The sequence below is a fragment of the Mesorhizobium metallidurans STM 2683 genome, from assembly GCF_000350085.1.
GTDB classification, from domain to species: domain Bacteria; phylum Pseudomonadota; class Alphaproteobacteria; order Rhizobiales; family Rhizobiaceae; genus Mesorhizobium; species Mesorhizobium metallidurans.
Map to the genome: position 1 here is coordinate 83,695 of NZ_CAUM01000149.1, position 21,485 is coordinate 105,179.

The following is a 21,485-nucleotide window of genomic DNA, read 5'->3' on the forward strand; positions in this document are numbered from 1 at the left end:
GTTGAGCCAATATTTGATGCTGCCGCTGGCCGCCCTGCCCTTCCCCAACATCGACCCGGTCATCGTCCAGATCGGGCCGCTGGCGGTGCATTGGTATGGCGTCGGCTACATCGTCGGCATTCTTTTCGCCTGGTGGTACGCGAAGCGGCTCGTCACCAACAAAAGTCTCTGGCCGGATGGCACCCTGCCTATGAAGCCCGAGGATCTCGACGACTTCGTCGTCTGGGCGGCCATCGGCGTTGTGCTTGGCGGGCGCACCGGTTACGTGCTGTTTTACGATTTGCCGCGCTACATCGCCCGTCCGCTGGACATCTTTGCCGTCTGGCAGGGCGGCATGTCGTTTCATGGCGGCCTGCTCGGCGTCATTCTCGCCATGACGCTGTTCTCCTGGTCGCGCGGCATCCGCACCTGGTCGCTGTTCGACGTGGTGGCGGCCGGCGTGCCGGTCGGCCTCGGCCTTGTCCGCGTCGCCAATTTCATCAACTCCGAACTCTGGGGCAGACCGACCGACGTTCCGTGGGCGGTCGAATTCCCCAATGGTGGGCCATTTTCGCGCCATCCGAGCCAGATCTACGAGGCGTTGCTCGAGGGCCTGGTGCTGTTCCTGATCCTGCGCCTTCTCACCCATTCCAGACTCAAGCTGAAGACGCCGCGCTTCGTCGGCGGCGCCTTCATTTGCGGCTATGGCCTCTCGCGAATCTTCGTCGAATTCTTCCGCGAGCCCGATCGGCAGCTTGGCTATCTCCTCGGCACCAATTGGCTGACCATGGGCATGATCCTTTCCATACCCATGGTGCTGGCGGGCATCTGGGCGATGGTCACCGCGAAACCGGTGACACAGCCGCAGCCGGCATGACGCGGCTGAAAACCCGCATCGCCGAGCTGATCGATGCGACAGGTCCCATTCCCGTCAGCGAATACATGGCGCTCTGCCTGTTCGATCCCGAGGATGGCTACTACACGACACGCGAGCCGTTCGGCGCCGCAGGCGACTTCGTCACCGCGCCGGAGATCAGCCAGATGTTCGGCGAGCTTGTCGCCATCTGGCTCTACGAAGCCTGGCGGGCGACGGGCCGGCCGCTGCCGGTCATCATCGCCGAGATCGGTCCCGGCCGCGGCACGCTGATGAAGGACATGCTGCGCACCCTTTCGCGGCTCGACACGGCGCTGACCGCGGGCGCCTCGTTCGCAATGATCGAGACCAGCCCGCGGCTGACGGGAATCCAGCGGCAGACGCTTGCCGGCACATCGGCCACTATTCGTTGGCATGAAGCCATCGACACGCTGCCGCGCACCCCGCTTCTCATCGTCGGCAATGAATTGTTCGACGCGGTGCCCATCCGCCAGTTCGTCCACGCCGGCACAGGCTGGCGCGAACGGATGATCGGGCTCGACGACACGGGCGGGTTGCGCTTTTTCGCCGGCGCCGGTTCGGTCGATCCGACGCTGCTGCCGGATGATGCCGAAGAGGCCCCGCAAGGCGCGATCGCCGAGATCGCGCCGGCCCGCACCGCCTTGATGGCGACCATCTCCGAACGACTAGCCAGGCTTGGCGGTGCCGGCCTGTTCCTCGACTACGGCCATCTCCAGCCAGGGATCGGCGACACGTTGCAGGCCTTGCGCAAGCACGATCACGAAGATGTGCTGGCCAATCCGGGCGAGGCCGACCTTACCGCCCATGTCGATTTCGCCGCCCTCGCCGCCATTGTCCGGGCGCATGGTCTTGATGCCCATCTTGCCACGCAAGGTGAATTCCTGGTGAGGATGGGGCTTCTCGAACGCGCCGGCCGGCTCGGCGCCAATGCCAGTGAGGCGGCCCGCGAAAAGATAGCGGGCGAGGTCGAACGCCTCGCCGGCCCGCAAGCCATGGGCGAGCTCTTCAAGGTGCTGGCTGTCCTGCCCACCGGGATTGCCGTTCCACCCTTTCCTGCAACGGATTGACTTTTCGCTGCCGCCTCTCCCACTCTTCCGACTTCCGGCTGTCACCCGTCTTTCGACTGCTGCCCTCTTTCGACTGCCGCTCACTTTTGGACTGCCGCCCTTTTTTTGACTGCCGCCCTTTTTTTGACTGCCGCTTGACGAAATCGCCCGCACGGACAACAACGCCCGCATGTTGAATCAGACCAAACCGGATCCCGTTCGGTCGCCCTCGCTGGAAAAGGCGCGGGCGCAAGGCATCCGCCACGGCTATTTCACGCGCGTTGGCGGCGTCTCCGGCGGCATCTATCAGGGTCTCAACATCGGCACCGGCTCGAGCGACGACCAGACATTGGTGGCAGAGAACCGTCGCCGCGTCGCCAGTTGGATGGGCGTGCCGGCCAGCCATCTTTTGACCGCCTACCAGATCCACTCACCTGACGTGGTCATCGCCAGGGAGCCTTTTTCCGCCGAGCGGCCCAGGGCCGACGCCATCGTCACCGACCGGCCGGGCATCGCCATCGGCGCCTCGACCGCCGATTGCGGACCGGTCCTGTTCGCCGATGCCGAGGCGCGCATCATCGGCGCCGCGCACGCCGGCTGGAAGGGCGCTTTCACGGGCGTACTGGAAAACACCATTGCCGCTATGGAAGGCCTCGGCGCCCGGCGCGAGCGCATCGTTGCGGTTCTCGGCCCTTCCATCGGCCCCTTGAATTACGAGGTCGGACCGGAATTCGTTGCCCGCTTCGTCGAGGCCGATGCCGGCAATACCAGCTATTTCGCGCCATCGGCGAAATCGGGACATGCAATGTTCGACCTCAATCGCTACACAGTCGATCGGCTCGCCAAGGCGGGCGTGACCGCCGAGGGGCTCGGCCGCTGCACCTACGCCGAGGAGGATCTGTTCTATTCCTACCGGCGCACCACGCATCGCAAGGAACCGGATTACGGGCGGCAGATTTCGGCAATTGTTTTGGAGAAAGAGTAATGGCGTTGCATTTCGAACGGTCGGAATTTGACGCGCGGCGCGACCGGCTGATGATCGAACTCGCCGAGAAGAAGCTCGACGCCGTGCTGCTGTTCGCGCAGGAGAGCATGTACTGGCTGACCGGCTACGACACGTTCGGTTTCTGCTTCTTCCAGTGCCTGGTGGTAAAGGCCGACGGCTCGATGGTCCTGCTCACCCGTTCGGCCGATCTGCGCCAAGCGCGCCACACCTCCATCATCGACAATATCGTGCTGTGGACGGACCGCGACGGCGCCAATCCGGCGATCGACCTGCGCAATCTGCTCAACGATCTCGACCTGCTCGGCGCCCGCATCGGCGTCGAATACGACACCCACGGCCTGACCGCCTTCAATGGCCGCCGCCTGGACGAGCAATTGCAGACCTTTGGCCAGATCGCCGACGCGTCGGGCATCGTTAGCCGGCTGCGCCTGTTCAAGAGCCCGGCCGAGATCGCCAAGGCGGAAAAGGCGGCAAATCTCGCCGACGATGCGCTGGATGCGGCGCTGCCGCTGATCAAGCAGGGCGGCGACGAAGCCTTGATCCTTGCCGCCATGCAGGGCGCGGTCTTCGCCGGCGGTGGTGATTATCCGGCCAACGAGTTCATCATCGGTTCCGGTGCGGACGCACTGCTTTGCCGCTACAAGGCCGGACGCCGCAAACTGACCAAGAACGACCAGCTGACACTCGAATGGGCCGGCGTCTTCCATCACTATCATGCCCCGATGATGCGCACCGTGCTAACCGGCAAAGTGTCAAAGCGTCACCAGGAGCTTTTCGACGCCGCTCGCGCGGCACTTTTAGCAGTCGAAAAAGCCATGACGCCGGGAAATACCTTCGGCGATGTGTTCGACGCCCATGCCCGCACGCTGGAAGCCCACAACCTGACCAAGCACCGGCTGAACGCCTGCGGCTATTCGGTCGGCGCCCGCTTCACCCCGTCCTGGATGGACATGCCGATGTTCTATCAGGGCAATCCCGAACCGATCGCGCCCAACATGACGTTGTTCGCCCATATGATCATCATGGATTCGGAAACGGAGACCGCGATGACGCTTGGCCGCACCTATCTGACCACTGAATCGCAGCCGAAGCCGCTGTCCCGCCATGATCTCGACTTGATCGTGCAGTGAATCCATAATGGGGGCGGTCATCGGAGTTTCAGGCAAATGAGACGATCGCATGTGACGACCGTGTCATTGCTCGCGGCGCTGGCGCTGGCCGCGTGCACCAATGCCAAGGACGTTCTCGAGCCCTCGGCTATCGCCCCGCAATCGACACAGTCCGTGGCCGGAGCCGGCACCACGCCCCCTGCAACGCCCGCCCCACCGGCAGCTGGCGCGCAGCCCGCAACGGCACCTGCTGCCTCTGCGCAAGCCGCGGCGCCGACCGTGCCGTCCGCCAAGAGCGCCTCGGCCATCGCGCGGACCCGGCTGCAGGTGGCGCCGATCGTTGGCGCGTCGGTGGAAGCGGCGACGCCGCTGACCGCTGAACTCCAGACGCGCGCCAAGCAACGCGGCATCACGCTTGCCGGCAGCACCGACCAGGCCGCCACCCACGTGCTGAAGGGCTATTTCTCGACGATGTCGGAAGGCAAGGACACCACCGTCATCTATGTCTGGGACGTCTATGACCCCTCGGGAAACCGGCTGCACCGCATCAACGGCCAGCAGAAGGCGCCCTCCGCCAACGGCGCCGAAGGCTGGGCGGCGGTCGCGCCGGCGACCATGCAGTCGATCGCCGACCAGACGATCGACCAGTTCGCCACTTGGCTTGGCGGGCAAGCGGGGTGACAGGGTGCCCGCAGACGGCATGCCGGCTTTGACAGCTGTAAACGTTTATTGAGATTAGCCGGCGGATTCCCGATCACGACGCTTGCAATACCGGCACGGGCCGCTAAAAGCCCGACTAAGAGGCTCAAGCGAGTCTGTCAGAGTCTCCATCCTTCGCCAGGAACGGTGCATGAAGCTCTTCGCGGGCAATTCCAACAGGGTGCTGGCTGAAGCGGTCGCCCGCTATCTCAACATTCCCCTGGGCAAGGCCAGCGTCAGACGCTTCGCCGATCAGGAAATCTTCGTCGAGATCCAGGAGAATGTGCGTGGCGAGGATGTCTTCATCCTGCAGTCCACCTCGTTCCCGACCAACGATCACCTGATGGAACTGCTCATCATGATCGATGCTTTCATGCGCTCCTCGGCCAGGCGCATCACGGCGGTCATTCCCTATTTCGGCTATGCCAGGCAGGACCGCCGCGCCTCCGGCCGCACGCCGATCTCGGCCAAGCTGGTCGCCAACATGATCACCCGGGCCGGCGTCGATCGTGTGTTGACGCTCGATCTCCATGCCGGTCAGATCCAGGGCTTTTTCGATATCCCGACCGACAATCTGTTCTCCGTGCCGGTCATGGCCCGCGACGTGAAGGCGAAATACAAGCAGCTTGCCAATGTCGTCGTCGTTTCGCCCGATATCGGCGGCGTGGTGCGGGCCCGCGCGCTGGCCAAGCGCTTCGACGCGCAACTCGCCATCGTCGACAAGCGTCGCGAGCGTCCGGGCGAATCGGAAGTCATGAACATCATCGGCGCGGTCGCCGGCAAGGATTGCCTGTTGATCGACGACATCGTCGATTCGGGCGGCACGCTGTGCAACGCCGCCGACGCGCTGCTTGCCAATGGCGCCACCAGCGTCACCGCCTACATCACCCATGGCGTGTTGTCGGGCGGCGCCGTTGCCCGCATCAGCGGCTCGAAGCTGCAGGAACTGGTCATCACCGATTCCATCCAGCCGACGCAAGGTGTGCTCGACGCGCCCAACATCCGCGTCATCTCCATCGCCGACCTGATGGGCGAGGCGATCTCGCGCACCGCGACCGAGGAATCGGTGTCGAGCCTGTTCGACTAAACCGAAGTTTGCGCTCGCGAGACAAGCAACTGCTTGATTTGATTCGCGTATCTGAAAAGTGGGTTTTTCCGCTACTGGACACACCCCCCACTGGCATCAACGAACGTTTTCAGCCGAATCGAATCACAAATTGGCCGAGGTGTGAAGGGCGAAATGGACAGAGACATGGACACTTCTCAAAAGCGATTTTCGGCCCAACCGACTCAAAAGATTCAGCTTTCAGCGGTTTAGGGCCGCGAACTTCGGACTAAACCCCGGAAGGCAGCAATCTGGTTCCTGTGTCGGGCGTTGCCCGCCGTGCGGCATCAACGCTGTCGCGCGCGCCGCGCATATAGCCGCGCGGTGAGGCTCCCAGCATGCGCTTGAACATGGTGATGAAGGCCGGCACGCTGTCATAGCCGAGATCGAGCGCCACCCTGGTGATCGGCTCGCCGTCGGCCAACCGCGGCAGCGCCGCGAACAGGCAGGCCTGCTGGCGCCAGGTCGACAGCGACAGCCCGGTCTGGCGCTGGAAGGCGCGGGTGAACGAGCGCCGGCTCATGCCGACAGCGTCGGCCCATTCATCGATCGTCGCATGCGGCGAGGGCGCCGCAACGAAGCGCCGGCACAGCGCCGCAAGCCTTGGATCCGAAGGAAAAGGCAGGCCGAGCGGCCTTTCCGGTAGGTTCGGGATCTCATGCAGCAGAAGATTCATGATCAGCCCGCCGCGCCCTTCAAGCTCGGCGCCCTGTGGCAACTTTTCCGATTCCACGATCAGGCTGTGCATCAGATCGGTGATGCCGACGACACGTAAGCCGTCCGGCAACCCGGCAATGGCGTCAGGCATGACATAGACCGAGCGCATGCTGACATCGCCCAGCATCTCGACGGAATGCTCGGTGCCGGCGGGGATCCACATGGCATGGTCGGGCGGCACCATCCAGCGCCCATGACGTGTCGTCACCAGCACGACACCGACAAGCGCATGCAGCAACTGGCTGCGGCTGTGACGATGCTGCGGCACGTGATAACCGTCGGGATATTCGGTCGGCAGCGCCACCGCCGGCCCGACGGCCTCTTCCAGCCACTGCCAGCGGCGCTCGTGCAGTTGCCCGAGTTCGGCGGCGTCCGCTTTGAAGATTTCCTTGCCATGCGGCATCGCCAATGGCCCACTCGCGAAACTATTGGACCAAACCACGAAAGAAGTCGCCCGGCAAGTAACTTATAAGGCAACCCGGCGATAAGGCCGCCTGTGGGAGCGCCCCGCCAGAAAGACCTCGGAGCATTGCCTTGACCGACACCACAGCCACCACCGTCGCCACGCCAGCGACGGCCAGCCACAGTTCGGCGCAAGCGACGGCCTTCACCGTCATTCTTGCGGTGAGCTTCTGCCATTTCATCAACGACGTCATGCAGTCGCTGCTGTCGGCCATCTATCCCTTGCTGAAGGACAATTATCGTCTCGATTTCTGGCAGATCGGGCTCTTGACCTTCACCTTCCAGGTGACAGCGTCCTTGCTGCAGCCATTGATCGGCATGGCCACCGACAAGCGGCCGATGCCCTATTCGCTGCCCTATGGCATGGCGTCCTCATTGATCGGCCTGGTCGTTCTCGCCTATGCCGGACATTATTTTCTGCTGTTGATCGGCGCCTCGCTGATCGGGATCGGCTCGGCGATCTTCCACCCGGAATCCTCGCGCATCGCCCGCTTCGCCTCCGGCGGCCGCTTCGGCCTGGCACAATCGCTGTTTCAGGTCGGCGGCAATTTCGGCCAGGCCATGGGGCCGCTGCTGGCGGCCTTCATCGTCGTGCCCTTCGGTCAGACCAGCATTTCCTGGTTCGCCGTCGGCTCGCTGATCGGCATCGTCGCGCTCTGGCAGGTCGGCGGTTGGTACAGCCGCCTGCGCGCCGCGCAGGCAAACCGCAAGGCAGCGAGCTTCGTCTCGCCCTTCCCGCGCCGCAAGGTCATGTGGGCATTGGCGGTGCTGACGCTGCTGGTGCTGACCAAGAACGCCTATATCGCCAGCCTCTCCAGCTACTACACCTTCTACGCCATCCATAAGTTCGGCGTTTCGGTGCAGATGTCGCAAGTCATGCTGTTCCTGTTCCTCGGCGCGTCGGCGCTGGGCATCCTGCTCGGCGGACCGTTCGGCGACCGCTACGGACAGAAGGCGATGATCTGGTTCTCGATCGTCGGCGTGCTGCCCTTCACGCTGGCCCTGCCCTACGCCAATTTCGAATGGACGATGGTGCTGACGGTGCTGATCGGCCTGATCCTGTCCTCGGCCTTCTCCAACATCGTCGTCTTTGCGCAGGAACTGGTGCCCGGCCGTGTCGGCATGATCGCCGGCATCTTCTTCGGCTTCGCCTTCGGCATGGGCGGCATCGCCGCCGCTGTGCTCGGCGTAGTCGCCGACATGAAAGGCATCGATTTCGTCTTCCAGGTCTGCTCGTATTTGCCGCTGCTCGGCCTGCTGACGGTGTTCCTGCCCAATATGAAGGAAGCGAGAAAGCTGGAAGCCGGCGCGGCGAGCAGGTGAACGCGACCTAGGCTGCGACTGGGAAAAGCACCCGCCTCAGGCGGATGCTTTTCTATTCCATTCCGAAAAATATCCTAGGCCTTGAAGAAGGCCAGCAGGTCGGCGTTGATGACATCGGCATGGGTCGTGGCCATGCCATGCGGGAAGCCTTGTAGACCTTGAGCTCGCCCTTCTTGAGCAGCTTGATTGCCAGTAGGGCCGAGTCCGCCATGGGGACGATCTGGTCGTCGTCACCATGCATGACCAGAACCGGCACGTCGATTGTCTTCAGATCCTCAGTAAAGTCGGTTTCCGAGAAGGCCTTGATGCAATCATAATGCGCCTTGGTGCCGCCCATCATGCCCTGACGCCACCAATTGTCGATGATCCCTTGTGAGACTTCCGCGCCGGGACGGTTGAAACCGTAAAACGGACCGGCCGGAACGTCGCGGAAGAACTGGGCGCGATTGGCCGCCTGGGCGGAACGGAAACCGTCGAAGACCTCGATTGGCAGGCCGCCGGGAGAGATGGGGATCACCTATCCGCAGTATCTCGTGCTGAACGCGCTGGGAGAGGCCGACGGCATGTCGGTTGGCAGCATCGCGCACCGGCTCGCCTTGGAATCGAGCACCGTCACACCGCTGGTGAAGCGCATGGAACAGGCGGGGCTGGTCACCCGCCAGCGCAGCCAGACCGATGAGCGCCAGGTGCAGGTCGATCTGACTGCGGCCGGGCGCGCACTGCTCATCCAGTGCAACTGTCTGAACGAGACTCTGATCGTGCGCTCGGGCATGACGTTGGCACAGATTGATGCCCTGAACCGGCAGGTCCAGGCGCTGCGCAATGCGTTGAGTGGTGGCCTATAGCCAGCCGCCAGATGGCCACTTGGGTTAGCGGATACGGCAGTCGATTGCACTACGACCTTCGAAATGAGAATGTCGGCTCACAGCTCCAAGCCCGGCATTCGTTGGCCTTTCAGCCACGACTTTCAGCCACGGCTTGCACCCTTTCCCGCCTTCGGCTATAGAGCCGCCACCCGCGTAGACACCCTTGGAGGCAACGCGGCGGAAGGCTGCCTTCCCTTGTGATCCCGAACACAGGTCCGCTTGCTTATGCGGCTGCCGGCTTTCGGATATCCAGGCCCGGCGGCTTTCGACGTTTACGGCCCAGCCACGCTGACCGTGAGCGCTCCAGAACAACGCGAAAGGAAATGTCATGAGCCACGATGCTTACGAGCTCAAGGCCGAAGCGCGCGAACAGGTCGGTAAGGGGTCCGCCCGTGCAGTTCGACGCAACGGTAAAGTGCCTGCAGTGATTTACGGCGACAAGCAGCCTCCCCTGGCGATTGCGCTGACCTACAAGGACATCTACTACAAGATCCATGGCGGCGGGTTCCTGACCACGATCGCCACGATCGATGTCGACGGCAAGAAGATCCAGGTCCTGCCCAAGGACTTCCAGCTCGACCCGGTCAAGGATTTCCCGGTCCATGTCGACTTCCTGCGCATCGGCAAGGACACCGAGGTCAATGTCGACGTGCCTGTCCACTTCATCAACGAGGACAAGTCGCCCGGCATCAAGCGCGGCGGCGTGCTCAACATCGTGCGTCACGAAGTCGAGTTCCACTGCCCGGCCAATGCGATCCCGGAATTCATCACCGTCGATCTCACCGGCACCGATATCGGTGACTCGATCCACATCTCGGCGGTCACGCTGCCGGCCGGCGTCAAGCCTGTGATCTCCGACCGCGACTTCACCATCGCGACCATTGCCGGCTCCGCGGCGATGAAGCCGGAGACGGAAGAGACGGTCGAGGCGGCTGAACCCGAAGCGGCGGCTCCTGCCGCCGAAGAGAAGTAATTCCTTTCCGCCCGGAGGTGACGATGCTGCTGTTTGCAGGCCTCGGCAATCCGGGCGCGAAATACGCCAATAACCGGCACAATGTCGGCTTCATGGCGGCGGACGCGATCGCCCGCCGCCATTCCTTTTCGCCCTGGTCGAAGAAGTTCCAGGGCCTGATCGCCGAAGGCATGCTTGGCGGCGAAAAGATCATCCTGATCAAGCCGCAGACCTTCATGAACCTGTCCGGCCAGGCGATCGGCGAAGCGCTACGCTTCTACAAGCTCGCCCCCTCGGCGCTTACCGTCTTCTATGACGAGATCGACCTTGCCGAGCGCAAGCTCCGCGTCAAGACCGGCGGCGGCGCCGGCGGCCATAACGGTATCCGCTCGATCGACGAGCATGTCGGCAACGCCTATCGCCGCGTGCGCATCGGCATCGGCCATCCCGGCGTCAAGGATCTGGTCCATAACCATGTCCTGGGCGATTTCGCCAAAGCCGACCGCGAATGGCTGGACCCGCTGCTCGATGCCATCGCCGCCAACGCCGAAATGATCGTCAGGGGTGACGAGCCCGGCTTCATGAACAAGGTCAGCGTTGCCGTCCAGGGCAAAGCGGGCGAAAAGCCGAAGCAGGAAGACCCCAAACAGCAGAGCCACATCCGCCAGGCGCGGCCGCAGCAGCCGGCGGTCAAGCCGCCGCAAACCGGCCCGATGGCCGCCATGCTGAAGAAGCTCTTCGGCGGCAAGGACTGAGCTTTGGCACGATCAAGCCCGGAGGGCTTGACGCTCGTCGTCCCTTTCCCCATAGCCCTCATCAAATTTCGATTTCCCGATAGGACCGGACAAAATGGGTTTCAAATGCGGCATCGTTGGCTTGCCCAACGTCGGCAAGTCGACGCTTTTCAACGCGCTGACCAGGACGGCGGCGGCGCAGGCCGCCAATTATCCCTTCTGCACCATCGAACCGAACACCGGCGAGGTGGCGGTGCCCGACCCGCGCCTGCAGAAGATCGCCGCCATTGGCAAGTCGAAGGAGATCATCCCGACCCGCATCTCCTTCGTCGACATCGCCGGCCTGGTGCGAGGCGCCTCGAAGGGCGAAGGGCTGGGCAACCAGTTCCTCGCCAACATCCGCGAGGTCGACGCCATCGTCCATGTGCTGCGCTGCTTCGAGGATGACGACATCACCCATGTCGAGGGCCGCATCGACCCGGTCGCCGATGCCGAGACCGTCGAAACCGAACTGATGCTTGCCGACCTTGACAGCCTCGAACGCCGCATCGTGCAATTCCGCAAGCGCGCGTCCGGCAAGGACAAGGAAGCGACCACCGTGCTGCCGATGATGGAGGCGGCGCTCGAACTGCTGCAGGCCGGCAAGCCGACCCGAATCCTGCTCAAGGGGATTTCCGCCGAAGACCTGCGCATCCTGCAGGGACTGAACCTGCTGACCTCGCATCCCGTGCTCTATGTCTGCAATGTCGCCGAGGCCGACGCCGCCACCGGCAACGAGCACACCAGGGCGGTGGAAAAGATGGCTGCCGCCCAAGGCGCCCGCACGGTCGTCATCTCGGCTGCGATCGAGGCCGAGGTTGCCCAACTCAGCGACGAGGAGGAGATGGAATTCCTCTCCTCGCTCGGGCTCGATGAGCCAGGCCTGAACAAGGTGATCCGCGCCGGTTACGAGCTTCTGCAGCTCATCACCTATTTCACCGCCGGGCCGAAGGAGACGCGCGCCTGGACCGTGCACAAGGGCGCCAGGGCGCCACAGGCGGCCGGTGTCATCCACACCGATTTCGAGCGCGGCTTCATCCGTGCCCAGACCATCGCCTACAACGACTTCGTCACGTTGGGCGGCGAAGTGGCGGCCAAGGAAGCCGGCAAGGCCCGCGACGAAGGCAAGGAATACGTCGTCCAGGACGGCGACGTGATGCTGTTCAAGTTCAACACCTGAGCCGGCAAACGGTCTCGCGGCATTTGGCCTGAGGGCTGCCGATCACAGCTTCGTGCCAGGCTGGAGAGAAGCCGTTTCGCGCTGCTTGACTACCCATGGCACCCGGTCTAAAGGGCGTCTGCATCGGCCCGGGCTTACGTCAAGAACGCCTGTCCCGCGGCAATCCGAAACGACGCGTCGCTATCGAACGAAACCTCTTTGGCCCCAGCAAGGGAGACCCGGCGATGATCAAGGCCTTCGTCGTGGAGAATGATCGCCTGCGCGTCGTCGACGATCTCCTGGCAAAAGGCGACAGGGTCGTATGGGCCGATCTTCTCAGCCCGACCAAGGAAGAGAACGCCACCATCGAGACCTGGCTCGGCGTCGCCATTCCGACGCGTGAGGAGATGGAGGAGATCGAGATTTCCAGCCGTCTCTATATCGAGGACGGCGCCTACTTCATGACCGCCACGCTGCCCTCCCAGACCGAGGTCGACGATCCGCTGATGTCGCCGGTCACTTTCGTGCTGGCTGGTAACAGGCTGGTCACCGTGCGCTATCACGAACCCAAGGCCTTCACGACCTTTCCGCTGCGCGCCGAGAAGGTGGCGACCGGCTGCACCAGCAGCGACACCATCCTGATCGGCCTGCTGGAGGCCATCGTCGACCGCCTGGCCGACATTCTGGAACGCGCCGGCCGTGACATCGAGACGATCTCGCGCGACATCTTCGAGGCAAGATCGACCAAGGTGTCCAAGCGCAACCGCGATTTCCGGGAATTGCTGAAAGCCATCGGCCGCAAGGAGGACATCGCCTCCTCGATCCGCGACAGCCTGATCTCGCTGCAGCGCCTCGCCGGCTTCCTCGCCCATGCCTCGACGCAAACCAGGACGAGCAAGGACATCCGCGCGCGCATCAAGACCGTGGCGCGCGACGTGCTATCGCTGGCCGACCACGCCACCTTCCTGTCGCAGAAGATCTCCTTCCTGCTCGACGCGACGCTGGGCATGATCTCGATCGAGCAGAACGCCATCATCAAGATCTTCTCCGTCGCCGCCGTCATCTTCCTGCCGCCGACACTGGTCGCTTCGATCTACGGCATGAATTTCAATGTCATGCCCGAACTGACCTGGAACTTTGGCTACCCCTTCGCCATCGGCCTGATGATCCTGTCGGCGGTCCTGCCGTTCTGGTATTTCCGCCGCCGTGGCTGGCTCTGACCAGGAGTTGGCTCACTAGAAATCACTTGACCAAATTCCGTCCGACCTGCATCCGGGAACGCCGATCCGCGGGATCGTACAATCTTGAACCGGATTCCAGACCATGACCGGAAAGACTCGGGCCATCGGAAAGACTTGGGCCATCGGAAAGACTTGGGCCTATGAGGATTTCACCGAGGGCGCATCGCTCGACCTCGGCACCAAGCTGGTAAGCGCTGCCGAGATCATCGAGTTCGCGACCGAATTCGATGCGCAGCCGATGCATCTCGACGAGGCGGCGGGCAAGGCCAGCATCCTTGGCGGCCTGGCGGCCTCCGGCTGGCATACTTGCGCGATGTTCATGCGCATGTTGTGTGACGCCTTCCTGCTCGATTCGACCTGCCAGGGCGCGCCCGGGGTCGACCAGGTCCGGTGGAAGAAGCCGGTGCTGGCCGGCGACATGTTGCGCGGCAGCACCACCGTCCTTGCCAAGCGCCTGTCCAAGTCAAAGCCCCAGCTCGGCTTCGTCACCATGCGGTCCGAACTGTTCAACCAGCGCGGCGAAAGCGTCTTCGATCTCGAAAACACCGTCATGTTCCTGACCCGTGGGGCCGCGGCGTGACCCTCGACGAGTTTTTCTGCATCGGCACCACCGTGACGCTCGGCTCGCACAAGTTCGAGGCCGATGCGATCAAGGCCTTCGCCAGGAAATACGATCCGCAGATTTTCCATCTCGATGAGGAAGCGGCAAAGACGAGCGTGCTTGGCGGGCTTTGCGCGTCGGGCTGGCACACCGCCGCCACCTGGATGAAACTGAACCTCGAAACCCGCATGGTGGCAGAGGGCGACTGGACGGGTCCCGGACCTCAGCCCGAATTCGGTCCCTCGCCCGGCTTCAAGAACCTCAAATGGCTTAAGCCCGTCCATGCCGGGGAAACCGTGACCTTCACCCGCACGGCGCTCGGCCATCGTCCGATGGTCTCGCGGCCGGGCTGGCGGCTGCTCTCGCTGCGCTCGGAAGCCTTCGATTCGACCGGCGACAAGGTTCTGGAGTTCGACAGCGCGGTGCTGGTGAAGGTGGGGTGAGGCACCCTTTCCTTCCCCCCTTGTGGGGGAAGGTGGATCGGCGCGGAGCGCCGAGACGGATGGGGTGTTGGAAGGAATGAGGCATTGGTGTCTTCTGGAACACCCCTTGTATCCGACCGAGCTTCGCTCGGCCACCTTCTCCCACAAGGGGGAGAAGGAAGAGCTGCACCTCAATGCCCCTCAAACCCGATCAGCGTCCTGACCGGCACGCCGAGCGCCTCGAGCTTTTCGCGGCCGCCAAGGTCCGGCAGGTCGATGACGAAGCAGGCGGCGAGGATGTCGGCGCCGATCTGCCTGAGCAGCTTGACCGCCGCTTCCGCCGTGCCGCCGGTGGCGATCAGGTCGTCGACAAGGATCACCTTCTCGCCAGGAGACACGCCGTCCCTGTGCATCTCCATCTCGTCCAGCCCGTATTCAAGGCTGTAGGCGACGCGCACCGTGTCGAAAGGCAGCTTGCCCTTCTTGCGGATCGGCACGAAGCCGGCCGAGAGCTGGTGGGCGATGGCCCCGCCCAAGATGAAGCCGCGCGCCTCGATCCCGGCGATCTTGTCGATCTTCTCGCCGGCATAGGGATGCACCAGTTCGTCGATGGCACGGCGGAAGGCGCGCGCATTGCCGAGCAGCGTGGTGATGTCACGAAACAATATGCCCGGCTTGGGATAGTCGGGAATGGTGCGGATCGCGGCAAGCAGCGTGTCTTCGAGCGAAGATTTCATGAGGCGGAGATTCCGTTACCGTACAGTTTTGCCGGTAAGCGGCCGAAAAGAAAAGGGCGCCCTTCGGCGCCCCGCGCATTTTCGTTCTTCCAATACCGCTCAGTGCGCCACGCCGGCCCACACCTTGCGCTTGGTCAAATACACCAGTGCGCCGAAGAGAAGCAGGAACACCAGCACGCGAAAGCCGGTTTTCTTGCGGTCTTCCAGATGCGGCTCGGCCGCCCACATCAGGAAGGCCGAGACGTCGCGGGAGTACTGATCGACCGTCTGCGGCGAACCGTCGTCATAGGTCACCTGGCCGTCGGAGAGCGGCTTGGGCATCTTCAGCGACACGCCGTACAAGAAGTACGGATTGTAGTACGTGCCTTCCGGTATCACCATGCCCGCCGGCGGCGTCTGGTCGTAGCCGGTCAGCAGCGAGTGGATGTAGTCGGGACCACCCTGGGCATATTGCGTGAAGATGTCGAAGACGAAGCGCGGAAAGCCGCGCACGACGCCGCGCGCCTTGGCCAGCAGCGACATGTCGGGCGGCGCAGCGCCGCCATTGGCGGCGGCGGCGGCTTCCTCGTTGGGGAACGGCGACGGGAAATAATCGGAAGGCTTGCCCGGGCGATCGAACATGTCGCCGGCATCGTTCGGGCCGTCACGGATCGTGTACTCAGCGGCAAGCGTCTTCACCTGCGCCTCCGAATAGCCGAGCCCCTCCAGCGTGCGGAAGGCCACCAGATTCATCGAATGGCAGGCGGAGCAAACTTCCTTGTAGACCTTCAGCCCGCGCTGCAATTGCGCCTTGTCGTAGGTGCCGAACGGCCCGGCGAAGCTCCAGTCCATTTCCTTCGGCTCGTTAATCGGGAGATGCGTCGGCGCGGCCGCGTTGTTTGCGTCCTCGGCGGCGATGGCGCCGGTGCCGGCAACGACCAGGCCGAGCAGCGCCAGCGAGGTGAGAATCTTCTTCATGCCAAATCCCCTTAGATTCTCTGCCGCTCAGCCCTTGGTTTCCGGCGCGGCCGTAGCCCCCGCTGGATGGTGGCCGCCACCCTTGTTCTTCTCGAGCACCGCCTCGGTGATCGAATTCGGCAAGCGGCGCGGCTTCTCGATCAGCCCGAGCACCGGCAGCGCGACTAGGAAGAAGACAAAGTAGAACAGCGTCGCCATCTGCGCCATGAACACATAGCTGCCTTCCGCCGGCTGCGAGCCCAGCCAGCCGAGGAAGATGGCATTTGCGGCGAAAAGCCAGAAGAACAGCTTGTACCAGGGCCGGTAGACCGCCGAGCGCACCTTCGAGGTGTCGAGCCACGGCACCAGGAACAGCATGGCGATGGCGCCGAACATGCACAGCACGCCGCCGAGCTTGGCGTCGATCGGCCCGACATTGAAGGTAATGGCGCGCAGGATCGCGTAGAAGGGCAGGAAGTACCATTCCGGCACGATATGGGGGGGCGTCTTCAGCGGGTTGGCGACAACGTAGTTGTCGGGGTGTCCCAGATAGTTCGGCAGATAGAAGACAAAATAGGCGAAAAAGAAAAGGAAGACGATCATGCCGAACGCGTCCTTGATGGTCGCGTAAGGCGTGAAGGCGACGGTGTCGGTCTTCGACTTGACCTCGATGCCGGTCGGATTCGACTGGCCGACCACATGCAGCGCCCAGACATGCAGCACAACGACGCCGGCGATCATGAACGGCAGAAGGTAGTGCAGCGCAAAGAAACGGTTCAGCGTCGGGTTGTCGACGGCGAAGCCGCCGAGCAAAAGCTGCTGGATCCAGTCTCCGACCAGCGGAATGGCGGTGAAGAAGCTGGTGATGACGGTGGCGCCCCAGAAGCTCATCTGGCCCCAGGGCAGCACATAGCCCATGAAGCCCGTCGCCATCATCAACAGGTAGATGATGCAGCCGAGGATCCACAGAAGCTCGCGCGGCGCCTTGTAGGAGCCGTAATAGAGACCGCGGAAGATGTGGATGTAGACGGCGACGAAGAAGAACGACGCGCCGTTCGAATGCAGGTAGCGCAACAGCCAGCCCGAATTCACGTCGCGCATGATCTTCTCGACCGAATTGAAGGCCAGCGTGCTGTCCGCCGTGTAGTGCATGGCCAGCACGATGCCGGTCAGGATCTGCGCCACCAGCATGATCGACAGGATGCCGCCGAAGGTCCAGGCATAATTGAGGTTGCGCGGCACCGGATAGGCGATGAAGCTGTCATAGACCAGCCGCGGCAGCGGCATGCGGGCGTCGAACCAGCGTTCGATACCGGTCTTGGGCGTATAGGTCGAGTGTCCCTCGCTCATCGGAATGTCCCCTAGCCCTCAGCCGATACGGATCTTGGTGTCGGAAATGAACTGGAATACCGGCACCGCCATGTTCTCCGGCGCCGGCCCCTTCCGGATACGGCCGGCGGTGTCGTATACCGAACCGTGGCAGGGGCAGAACCAGCCGCCGAACTCGCCTTCCTGGCCGAGCGGAATGCAGCCGAGATGGGTGCAGACCTGGACCATCACCATCCAGGCTTCCTTGCCCGGCGTTGTGCGGTTGGCGTCGGTCGCCGGCGCGTCTGACGGCAGGTTGGCGTTGCGGGCGATCGGATCCTTGAGGTCGGCCAGATTGACCGCCTCGCCGTCCTTCATCTCCTGTTCGGTGCGGTTGCGCACGACCACTGGCTTGCCGCGCCATTTCACGACGAGCGACATGCCCGGCGTCAGCGAGGCGACATCGACCTCGACCGAGGCCAGCGCCAGCGTCGAGGCGTCCGGGCGCATCTGGTCGATGAACGGCCAGGCGACGGCGCCCGCGCCGACCACTGCGGCCATGCCGGTGGCGACGTAGAGAAAATCGCGACGGTTGGGATCGTGGATGTCGGTTGCGCTCACGGGTGCCTGATCCTTTCGCCTCTTCCGTGCCGGTGGCCGAGCCTAGCTCCCCGCTCGTTTACGCCAGCCCGACAGCGCATGGCGAACAGGCTAGCGAATTCCTCCGGCATTTGGAGTTCGGTTTATGCGTGAAGCCCGTTTTTGTCCAGACGGGTGAAGGCACAAGGGCAGATTGTCGCGGGCGTCCCGCGCAGACATGAATTTGACCCACGAACATGAATGTAGCAATATGTCTACATCTTCTCGATAAAGGTGCCGAATGAACATCGGGGCGAAGACGATCACCACCACCATGTCGAGCCGTGAATTCAATCAGGATACGGCTCGCGCCAAGCGCGCCGCCAGGAATGGCCCGGTCTTCATCACCGATCGCGGCAAACCTTCCCATGTGCTGATGTCGATGGAGGAATACGAGAAATTGAAAAGCCATCGAGGCCACCCGGAAAAATTCAGAAGCCTTGCGGACCTTCTGGCGGACGATCGGCCTGAAGCGGATTTTGATTTCGACATCCCGGAATTCAAGAGCGTGTCCCTGCGGCCTCCCGAGTTCGACTGATGTATCTACTCGATACGAATGTCATCTCCGAACTCAGACGAAGAGACCGGTGCGATCCGAACGTTCGCGTTTGGGCAGAGAGTCGAAATCCTGCCGAGTTTCATGTTTCGGCCGTCAGCATTCTCGAGGCTCAGATCGGCGCGCTGAGAGCAGAACGAAAAGACATAAGGAAAGCAGCCGTCCTGCGCGCTTGGATCGACGGAATGGTTGCCGAGATCGCAGAGCGCATACTCCCCGTGGATCTTGCTGTTGCGCTGCGCTGCGCGCCTCTCCACGTTCCGGATCCCCGGCCTGACCGCGACGCCTACATCGCTGCCACGGCGCTCGTCAACAACATGACGATCGTGACCCGCAATACGAAGGATTTCGAAGGCACGGGAGCGAAATTGTTCAATCCCTGGATACCGGTGACGGGTTAATGGTCGTGGCGCATGTCATCAACCGTGACCGCTGGGCGAACACGCCCGACCGCTGGCAAGGCGAGCTGAATGCGGCGCCTGGGGCTCCAGAAGCTGCCTGATCTTCAACCATCTGCCCGGCATCGGCGGCGGCCCGCGCCTGCACCGGCATCCCTACGCAGAGATCTTCATCATCCGCGCCGGCACCGGCCTGTTCACCGTCGGCGATCAGGAAATCGAGGCCACCGCCGGCCAGATCCTGATCGTTCCGCCCAACACGCCGCACAAATTCACCAATCTTGGCCCTGGCCCGCTCGAAACGACCGATATCCACGAGAACGGCAGCTTCATCACCGAATGGTTGGAGTGACATCTACTTCGCGCCAAGCCTGACAAGCACGGCTTTCGGGATGTTGTATTCGCGGATCACCGCGTCATGCTTGCGCAGGCCGCACAGTTCGCGCTGGATGAAATAGCCGTGGACGGCCTCGGCCGCATCCCTGAGCAGCCGGGCCGATGCTCGTCGTCACCGTTTTCGCGCAACCTCGCCAGCGTCTGCTCGACGCGCTGCCCGGCGCGGCCGAGCGCCGCCGCCTTTTCGGCGAGGATTTCATGGCCGAGCAGATCGAGCGCGCTTTCCTGCGCGCCCGAACGTCCAAAATTCGAAGGCATCCGCACCGACATGGCTCGTCCTACTCCGCCGGCCTTGTCTCTTCCAGGGCGCTTTCCTCGTTGAACAGGAAACCGCCGGACTGCCGCTTCCACAGCCGCGCATAGAGCCCGTCGAGCACCACCAACTCGTCATGCGTGCCTTGTTCCACGATACGGCCGCCATCGAGCACCACCAGGCGATCGAGCGCGGCGATGGTCGACAGCCGGTGCGCGATGGCGATGACCGTCTTGTTTTCCATCAGCCTTGCCAGATTCTCCTGGGTCGCCGCCTCGACGTCGGAATCGAGCGCCGATGTCGCCTCGTCGAGGATCAGGATCGGCGCGTCCTTGAGGAAGACGCGAGCGATCGCCACGCGCTGGCGCTGGCCGCCGGAGAGTTTGACGCCGCGCTCGCCGACAAAGGCCTCGTAGCCCTGGCGGTCACGATTGTCGCGCAGGCCGAGGATGAACTCATGCGCCTCCGCCTTCTTCGCCGCGGCGATCACTTGCGCCTCGGTCGCGTCAGGCATGCCGAGCTTGATGTTGTCGCGCAGCGAACGGTGGAACAGTGCGGTATCCTGGCTGACGACGCCAATATTGGCGCGCAACGAGTTCTGCGTGACCTTGGCAACGTCCTGGCCGTCTATGGTGATCTTCCCGCCTTCGAGGTCGTAGAGCCGCAGGATCAAATTGGCCAATGTCGTCTTGCCCGCGCCGGACGGTCCGACCAACCCGACCTTTTCGCCCGGCCGCACGGTGAGATCGATGCCATTGAGCACGCCAAACCCCTTGCCGTAGTGGAACTCGACATTTTTCACGTCGATCCGTCCGCCGGCCACGACAAGCTCTTTCGCGTCCGGCGCATCGGTCAGGCCGAGCGGCTGCGAAATCAGCGCCTTGGAGTTTTCCAGCACGCCGAGATTCCTGAGGATGCTGTTGAGCTGCATCATCAAACGGCCGAGCAGCATGTTGAGCCGCAGCACCAGCGACAGCGTGAAGGCGACCGCGCCGACGGTGATCGAGCCTTCGACCCAGAGGTAGACGGCAAAACAGGCGATCGCCGTGATCATGATGCCAGACAGCGTGGTCAGCGCCATGCGCACGCCGGTCAGCCGGCGGGTGAACGGGCGAAGCGCGTCGAGATAGATGTCGAAGCCGTTCCCGATGATAGCGGTCGTCGCCATCGGCGGAGAACAGTTTCAGGGTCTGCACGTTCGAATAGGAATCGACGATGCGGCCGGTGATCATCGAACCGGCCTCGGCGGTTTCCTCGGCATGCTTGCGGATCGCCGGCAGATAGAGCTTGGCCAGAAAGCCGAAGGCGGAAATCCAGATCACCACCAGCACCGCCAGCCTGAGATCGAGGCCGGCGATCAGCGCCAGCGTCGTCACCGTATAGACGATCATGAACCAGACGACCTCGATGAAGCTTTCCATCAGGTCGCCGGTTGCCTGCCCCGCCTGCCAGACTTTGGTGGCGATGCGGCCGGCGAAGTCGTTCTGGAAGAAGGCGTAGGACTGGCGCGAGACATGGCGATGCGCCTGCCAGCGCACCAGATTGTAGAAGCCCGGCGTGATCGTCTGCTCGTCGACCAGCGCCGACAATCCGACGACGATGGTGCGGATGACCAGCACCACCACGGCCATGAAGACCAGTTCGGGACCGGCGGAAGTCCACAGGGCGTGCCAGCTGCGCTCGGGAAGCTGGTCGAGTATGTCAACCAGCCGTCCGACGAAATAGAACAGTCCGGCTTCGATCAGCGGTGCGATACCGCCGATGACCAGCATGGCGAAGAAGGCGAATTTCGCCTGCCCGACATAGTGCCAGAGGAAGCCGCCGACGCTGAGGGGGGGCCGAAAATTCGCGGGCTCCCGGAACGGATAGACCCAGTTCTCGAACCAGCGATAGACGGCAGTCATCAT

At 63.0% G+C, this 21,485-nt stretch carries 20 protein-coding genes and 5 pseudogenes; 17 read left to right on the forward strand and 8 right to left on the reverse strand.

Going from position 1 to position 21,485, the window contains the following annotated elements:
• Window positions 1–16: 16 nt before the first annotated feature.
• From lgt to MESS2_RS26585, 6 genes are all read left to right on the forward strand, one after another.
• Window positions 17–856, forward strand: a complete 840-nt coding sequence (lgt, locus tag MESS2_RS26560; RefSeq protein ID WP_008877678.1) for a prolipoprotein diacylglyceryl transferase — start codon at window positions 17–19, stop codon at window positions 854–856.
• Window positions 853–1,941 carry a class I SAM-dependent methyltransferase gene (locus MESS2_RS26565; protein ID WP_008877679.1) on the forward strand — a complete coding sequence of 363 codons (1,089 nt, stop codon included), beginning with the start codon at window positions 853–855 and terminating at the stop codon, window positions 1,939–1,941. The genes lgt and MESS2_RS26565 overlap by 4 nt, the downstream gene beginning before the upstream one ends.
• 169 nt (window positions 1,942–2,110) lie before the next feature.
• Entirely contained in the window at window positions 2,111–2,905 is a 795-nt protein-coding gene (gene pgeF / locus MESS2_RS26570) for a peptidoglycan editing factor PgeF (protein WP_008877680.1), read from the forward strand.
• Window positions 2,905–4,056, forward strand: a complete 1,152-nt coding sequence (locus MESS2_RS26575) for a M24 family metallopeptidase (RefSeq protein ID WP_008877681.1) — start codon at window positions 2,905–2,907, stop codon at window positions 4,054–4,056. The genes pgeF and MESS2_RS26575 overlap by 1 nt, the downstream gene beginning before the upstream one ends.
• Window positions 4,057–4,092: 36 nt before the next feature.
• Window positions 4,093–4,716, forward strand: coding sequence for a hypothetical protein (locus MESS2_RS26580; RefSeq protein WP_008877682.1), 624 nt, complete (start codon window positions 4,093–4,095; stop codon window positions 4,714–4,716).
• Between the two features lie 169 nt (window positions 4,717–4,885).
• Window positions 4,886–5,821, forward strand: a complete 936-nt coding sequence (locus tag MESS2_RS26585) for a ribose-phosphate pyrophosphokinase (protein ID WP_008877683.1) — start codon at window positions 4,886–4,888, stop codon at window positions 5,819–5,821.
• 247 nt (window positions 5,822–6,068) lie between these two features.
• On the opposite strand, the gene MESS2_RS26590 is transcribed toward MESS2_RS26585, so the two are convergent.
• Window positions 6,069–6,959 (reverse strand): AraC family transcriptional regulator, encoded by an 891-nt coding sequence (locus tag MESS2_RS26590; RefSeq protein ID WP_008877684.1) that lies wholly within the window; start codon window positions 6,957–6,959, stop codon window positions 6,069–6,071.
• A 131-nt stretch (window positions 6,960–7,090) separates the two neighbouring features.
• On the opposite strand from MESS2_RS26590, the gene MESS2_RS26595 reads away from it, so the two are divergent.
• Window positions 7,091–8,341: an MFS transporter gene (locus MESS2_RS26595; protein WP_008877685.1), complete on the forward strand. Its 1,251-nt coding sequence runs from the start codon at window positions 7,091–7,093 to the stop codon at window positions 8,339–8,341.
• A 74-nt stretch (window positions 8,342–8,415) separates the two neighbouring features.
• On the opposite strand, the pseudogene MESS2_RS26600 reads toward MESS2_RS26595, so the two are convergent.
• Window positions 8,416–8,846 (reverse strand): annotated as a pseudogene (locus MESS2_RS26600) (alpha/beta fold hydrolase); the annotation flags it as partial.
• On the opposite strand from MESS2_RS26600, the pseudogene MESS2_RS26605 reads away from it, so the two are divergent.
• From MESS2_RS26605 to MESS2_RS26635, 7 genes and pseudogenes are all read left to right on the forward strand, one after another.
• A pseudogene (locus MESS2_RS26605) lies at window positions 8,845–9,186 on the forward strand (MarR family winged helix-turn-helix transcriptional regulator); the annotation flags it as partial. The pseudogenes MESS2_RS26600 and MESS2_RS26605 sit on opposite strands and share 2 nt — an antisense overlap.
• A 349-nt stretch (window positions 9,187–9,535) precedes the next feature.
• Window positions 9,536–10,180, forward strand: a complete 645-nt coding sequence (locus MESS2_RS26610) for a 50S ribosomal protein L25/general stress protein Ctc (RefSeq protein ID WP_008877689.1) — start codon at window positions 9,536–9,538, stop codon at window positions 10,178–10,180.
• A gap of 23 nt (window positions 10,181–10,203) precedes the next feature.
• Entirely contained in the window at window positions 10,204–10,914 is a 711-nt protein-coding gene (pth, locus tag MESS2_RS26615; RefSeq protein ID WP_008877690.1) for an aminoacyl-tRNA hydrolase, read from the forward strand.
• Between the two features lie 94 nt (window positions 10,915–11,008).
• Window positions 11,009–12,112 (forward strand): redox-regulated ATPase YchF, encoded by a 1,104-nt coding sequence (gene ychF, locus MESS2_RS26620; RefSeq protein ID WP_008877691.1) that lies wholly within the window; start codon window positions 11,009–11,011, stop codon window positions 12,110–12,112.
• A gap of 224 nt (window positions 12,113–12,336) precedes the next feature.
• Window positions 12,337–13,311: a magnesium/cobalt transporter CorA gene (gene corA, locus MESS2_RS26625; RefSeq protein ID WP_008877692.1), complete on the forward strand. Its 975-nt coding sequence runs from the start codon at window positions 12,337–12,339 to the stop codon at window positions 13,309–13,311.
• Between the two features lie 103 nt (window positions 13,312–13,414).
• Window positions 13,415–13,912, forward strand: a complete 498-nt coding sequence (locus tag MESS2_RS26630; RefSeq protein ID WP_008877693.1) for a MaoC family dehydratase — start codon at window positions 13,415–13,417, stop codon at window positions 13,910–13,912.
• A complete protein-coding gene (locus MESS2_RS26635) occupies window positions 13,909–14,376 on the forward strand; it encodes a MaoC family dehydratase (RefSeq protein WP_008877694.1) in 468 nt (155 codons plus the stop codon). The genes MESS2_RS26630 and MESS2_RS26635 overlap by 4 nt, the downstream gene beginning before the upstream one ends.
• Before the next feature lie 170 nt (window positions 14,377–14,546).
• On the opposite strand, the gene MESS2_RS26640 is transcribed toward MESS2_RS26635, so the two are convergent.
• From MESS2_RS26640 to petA, 4 genes are all read right to left on the reverse strand, one after another.
• Window positions 14,547–15,092 (reverse strand): adenine phosphoribosyltransferase, encoded by a 546-nt coding sequence (locus MESS2_RS26640; protein ID WP_008877695.1) that lies wholly within the window; start codon window positions 15,090–15,092, stop codon window positions 14,547–14,549.
• Between the two features lie 99 nt (window positions 15,093–15,191).
• Window positions 15,192–16,049 (reverse strand): cytochrome c1, encoded by an 858-nt coding sequence (locus MESS2_RS26645; RefSeq protein WP_040594092.1) that lies wholly within the window; start codon window positions 16,047–16,049, stop codon window positions 15,192–15,194.
• A 27-nt stretch (window positions 16,050–16,076) separates the two neighbouring features.
• The gene (locus MESS2_RS26650) at window positions 16,077–17,378 is read right to left on the reverse strand and encodes a cytochrome b (RefSeq protein ID WP_040594093.1); all 1,302 of its coding nucleotides are present in this window, start codon (window positions 17,376–17,378) and stop codon (window positions 16,077–16,079) included.
• Between the two features lie 18 nt (window positions 17,379–17,396).
• Window positions 17,397–17,957, reverse strand: a complete 561-nt coding sequence (petA, locus tag MESS2_RS26655; protein WP_006338541.1) for a ubiquinol-cytochrome c reductase iron-sulfur subunit — start codon at window positions 17,955–17,957, stop codon at window positions 17,397–17,399.
• 259 nt (window positions 17,958–18,216) lie between these two features.
• Here petA and MESS2_RS26660 point away from each other — a divergent pair, with 259 nt between their 5' ends.
• The 3 genes and pseudogenes from MESS2_RS26660 (at window position 18,217) to MESS2_RS31585 (ending at window position 19,281) form a co-directional block, all read left to right on the forward strand.
• Entirely contained in the window at window positions 18,217–18,513 is a 297-nt protein-coding gene (locus MESS2_RS26660) for a type II toxin-antitoxin system Phd/YefM family antitoxin (RefSeq protein WP_008877696.1), read from the forward strand.
• Entirely contained in the window at window positions 18,513–18,932 is a 420-nt protein-coding gene (locus tag MESS2_RS26665; RefSeq protein WP_008877697.1) for a type II toxin-antitoxin system VapC family toxin, read from the forward strand. The genes MESS2_RS26660 and MESS2_RS26665 overlap by 1 nt, the downstream gene beginning before the upstream one ends.
• Before the next feature lie 5 nt (window positions 18,933–18,937).
• Window positions 18,938–19,281, forward strand: a pseudogene (locus MESS2_RS31585) (cupin domain-containing protein).
• A gap of 3 nt (window positions 19,282–19,284) precedes the next feature.
• Here the strand turns inward: MESS2_RS31585 and MESS2_RS26675 are convergent.
• Window positions 19,285–19,595: pseudogene (locus tag MESS2_RS26675) on the reverse strand (DUF6665 family protein).
• A gap of 8 nt (window positions 19,596–19,603) precedes the next feature.
• A pseudogene (locus MESS2_RS26680) lies at window positions 19,604–21,485 on the reverse strand (ABC transporter ATP-binding protein).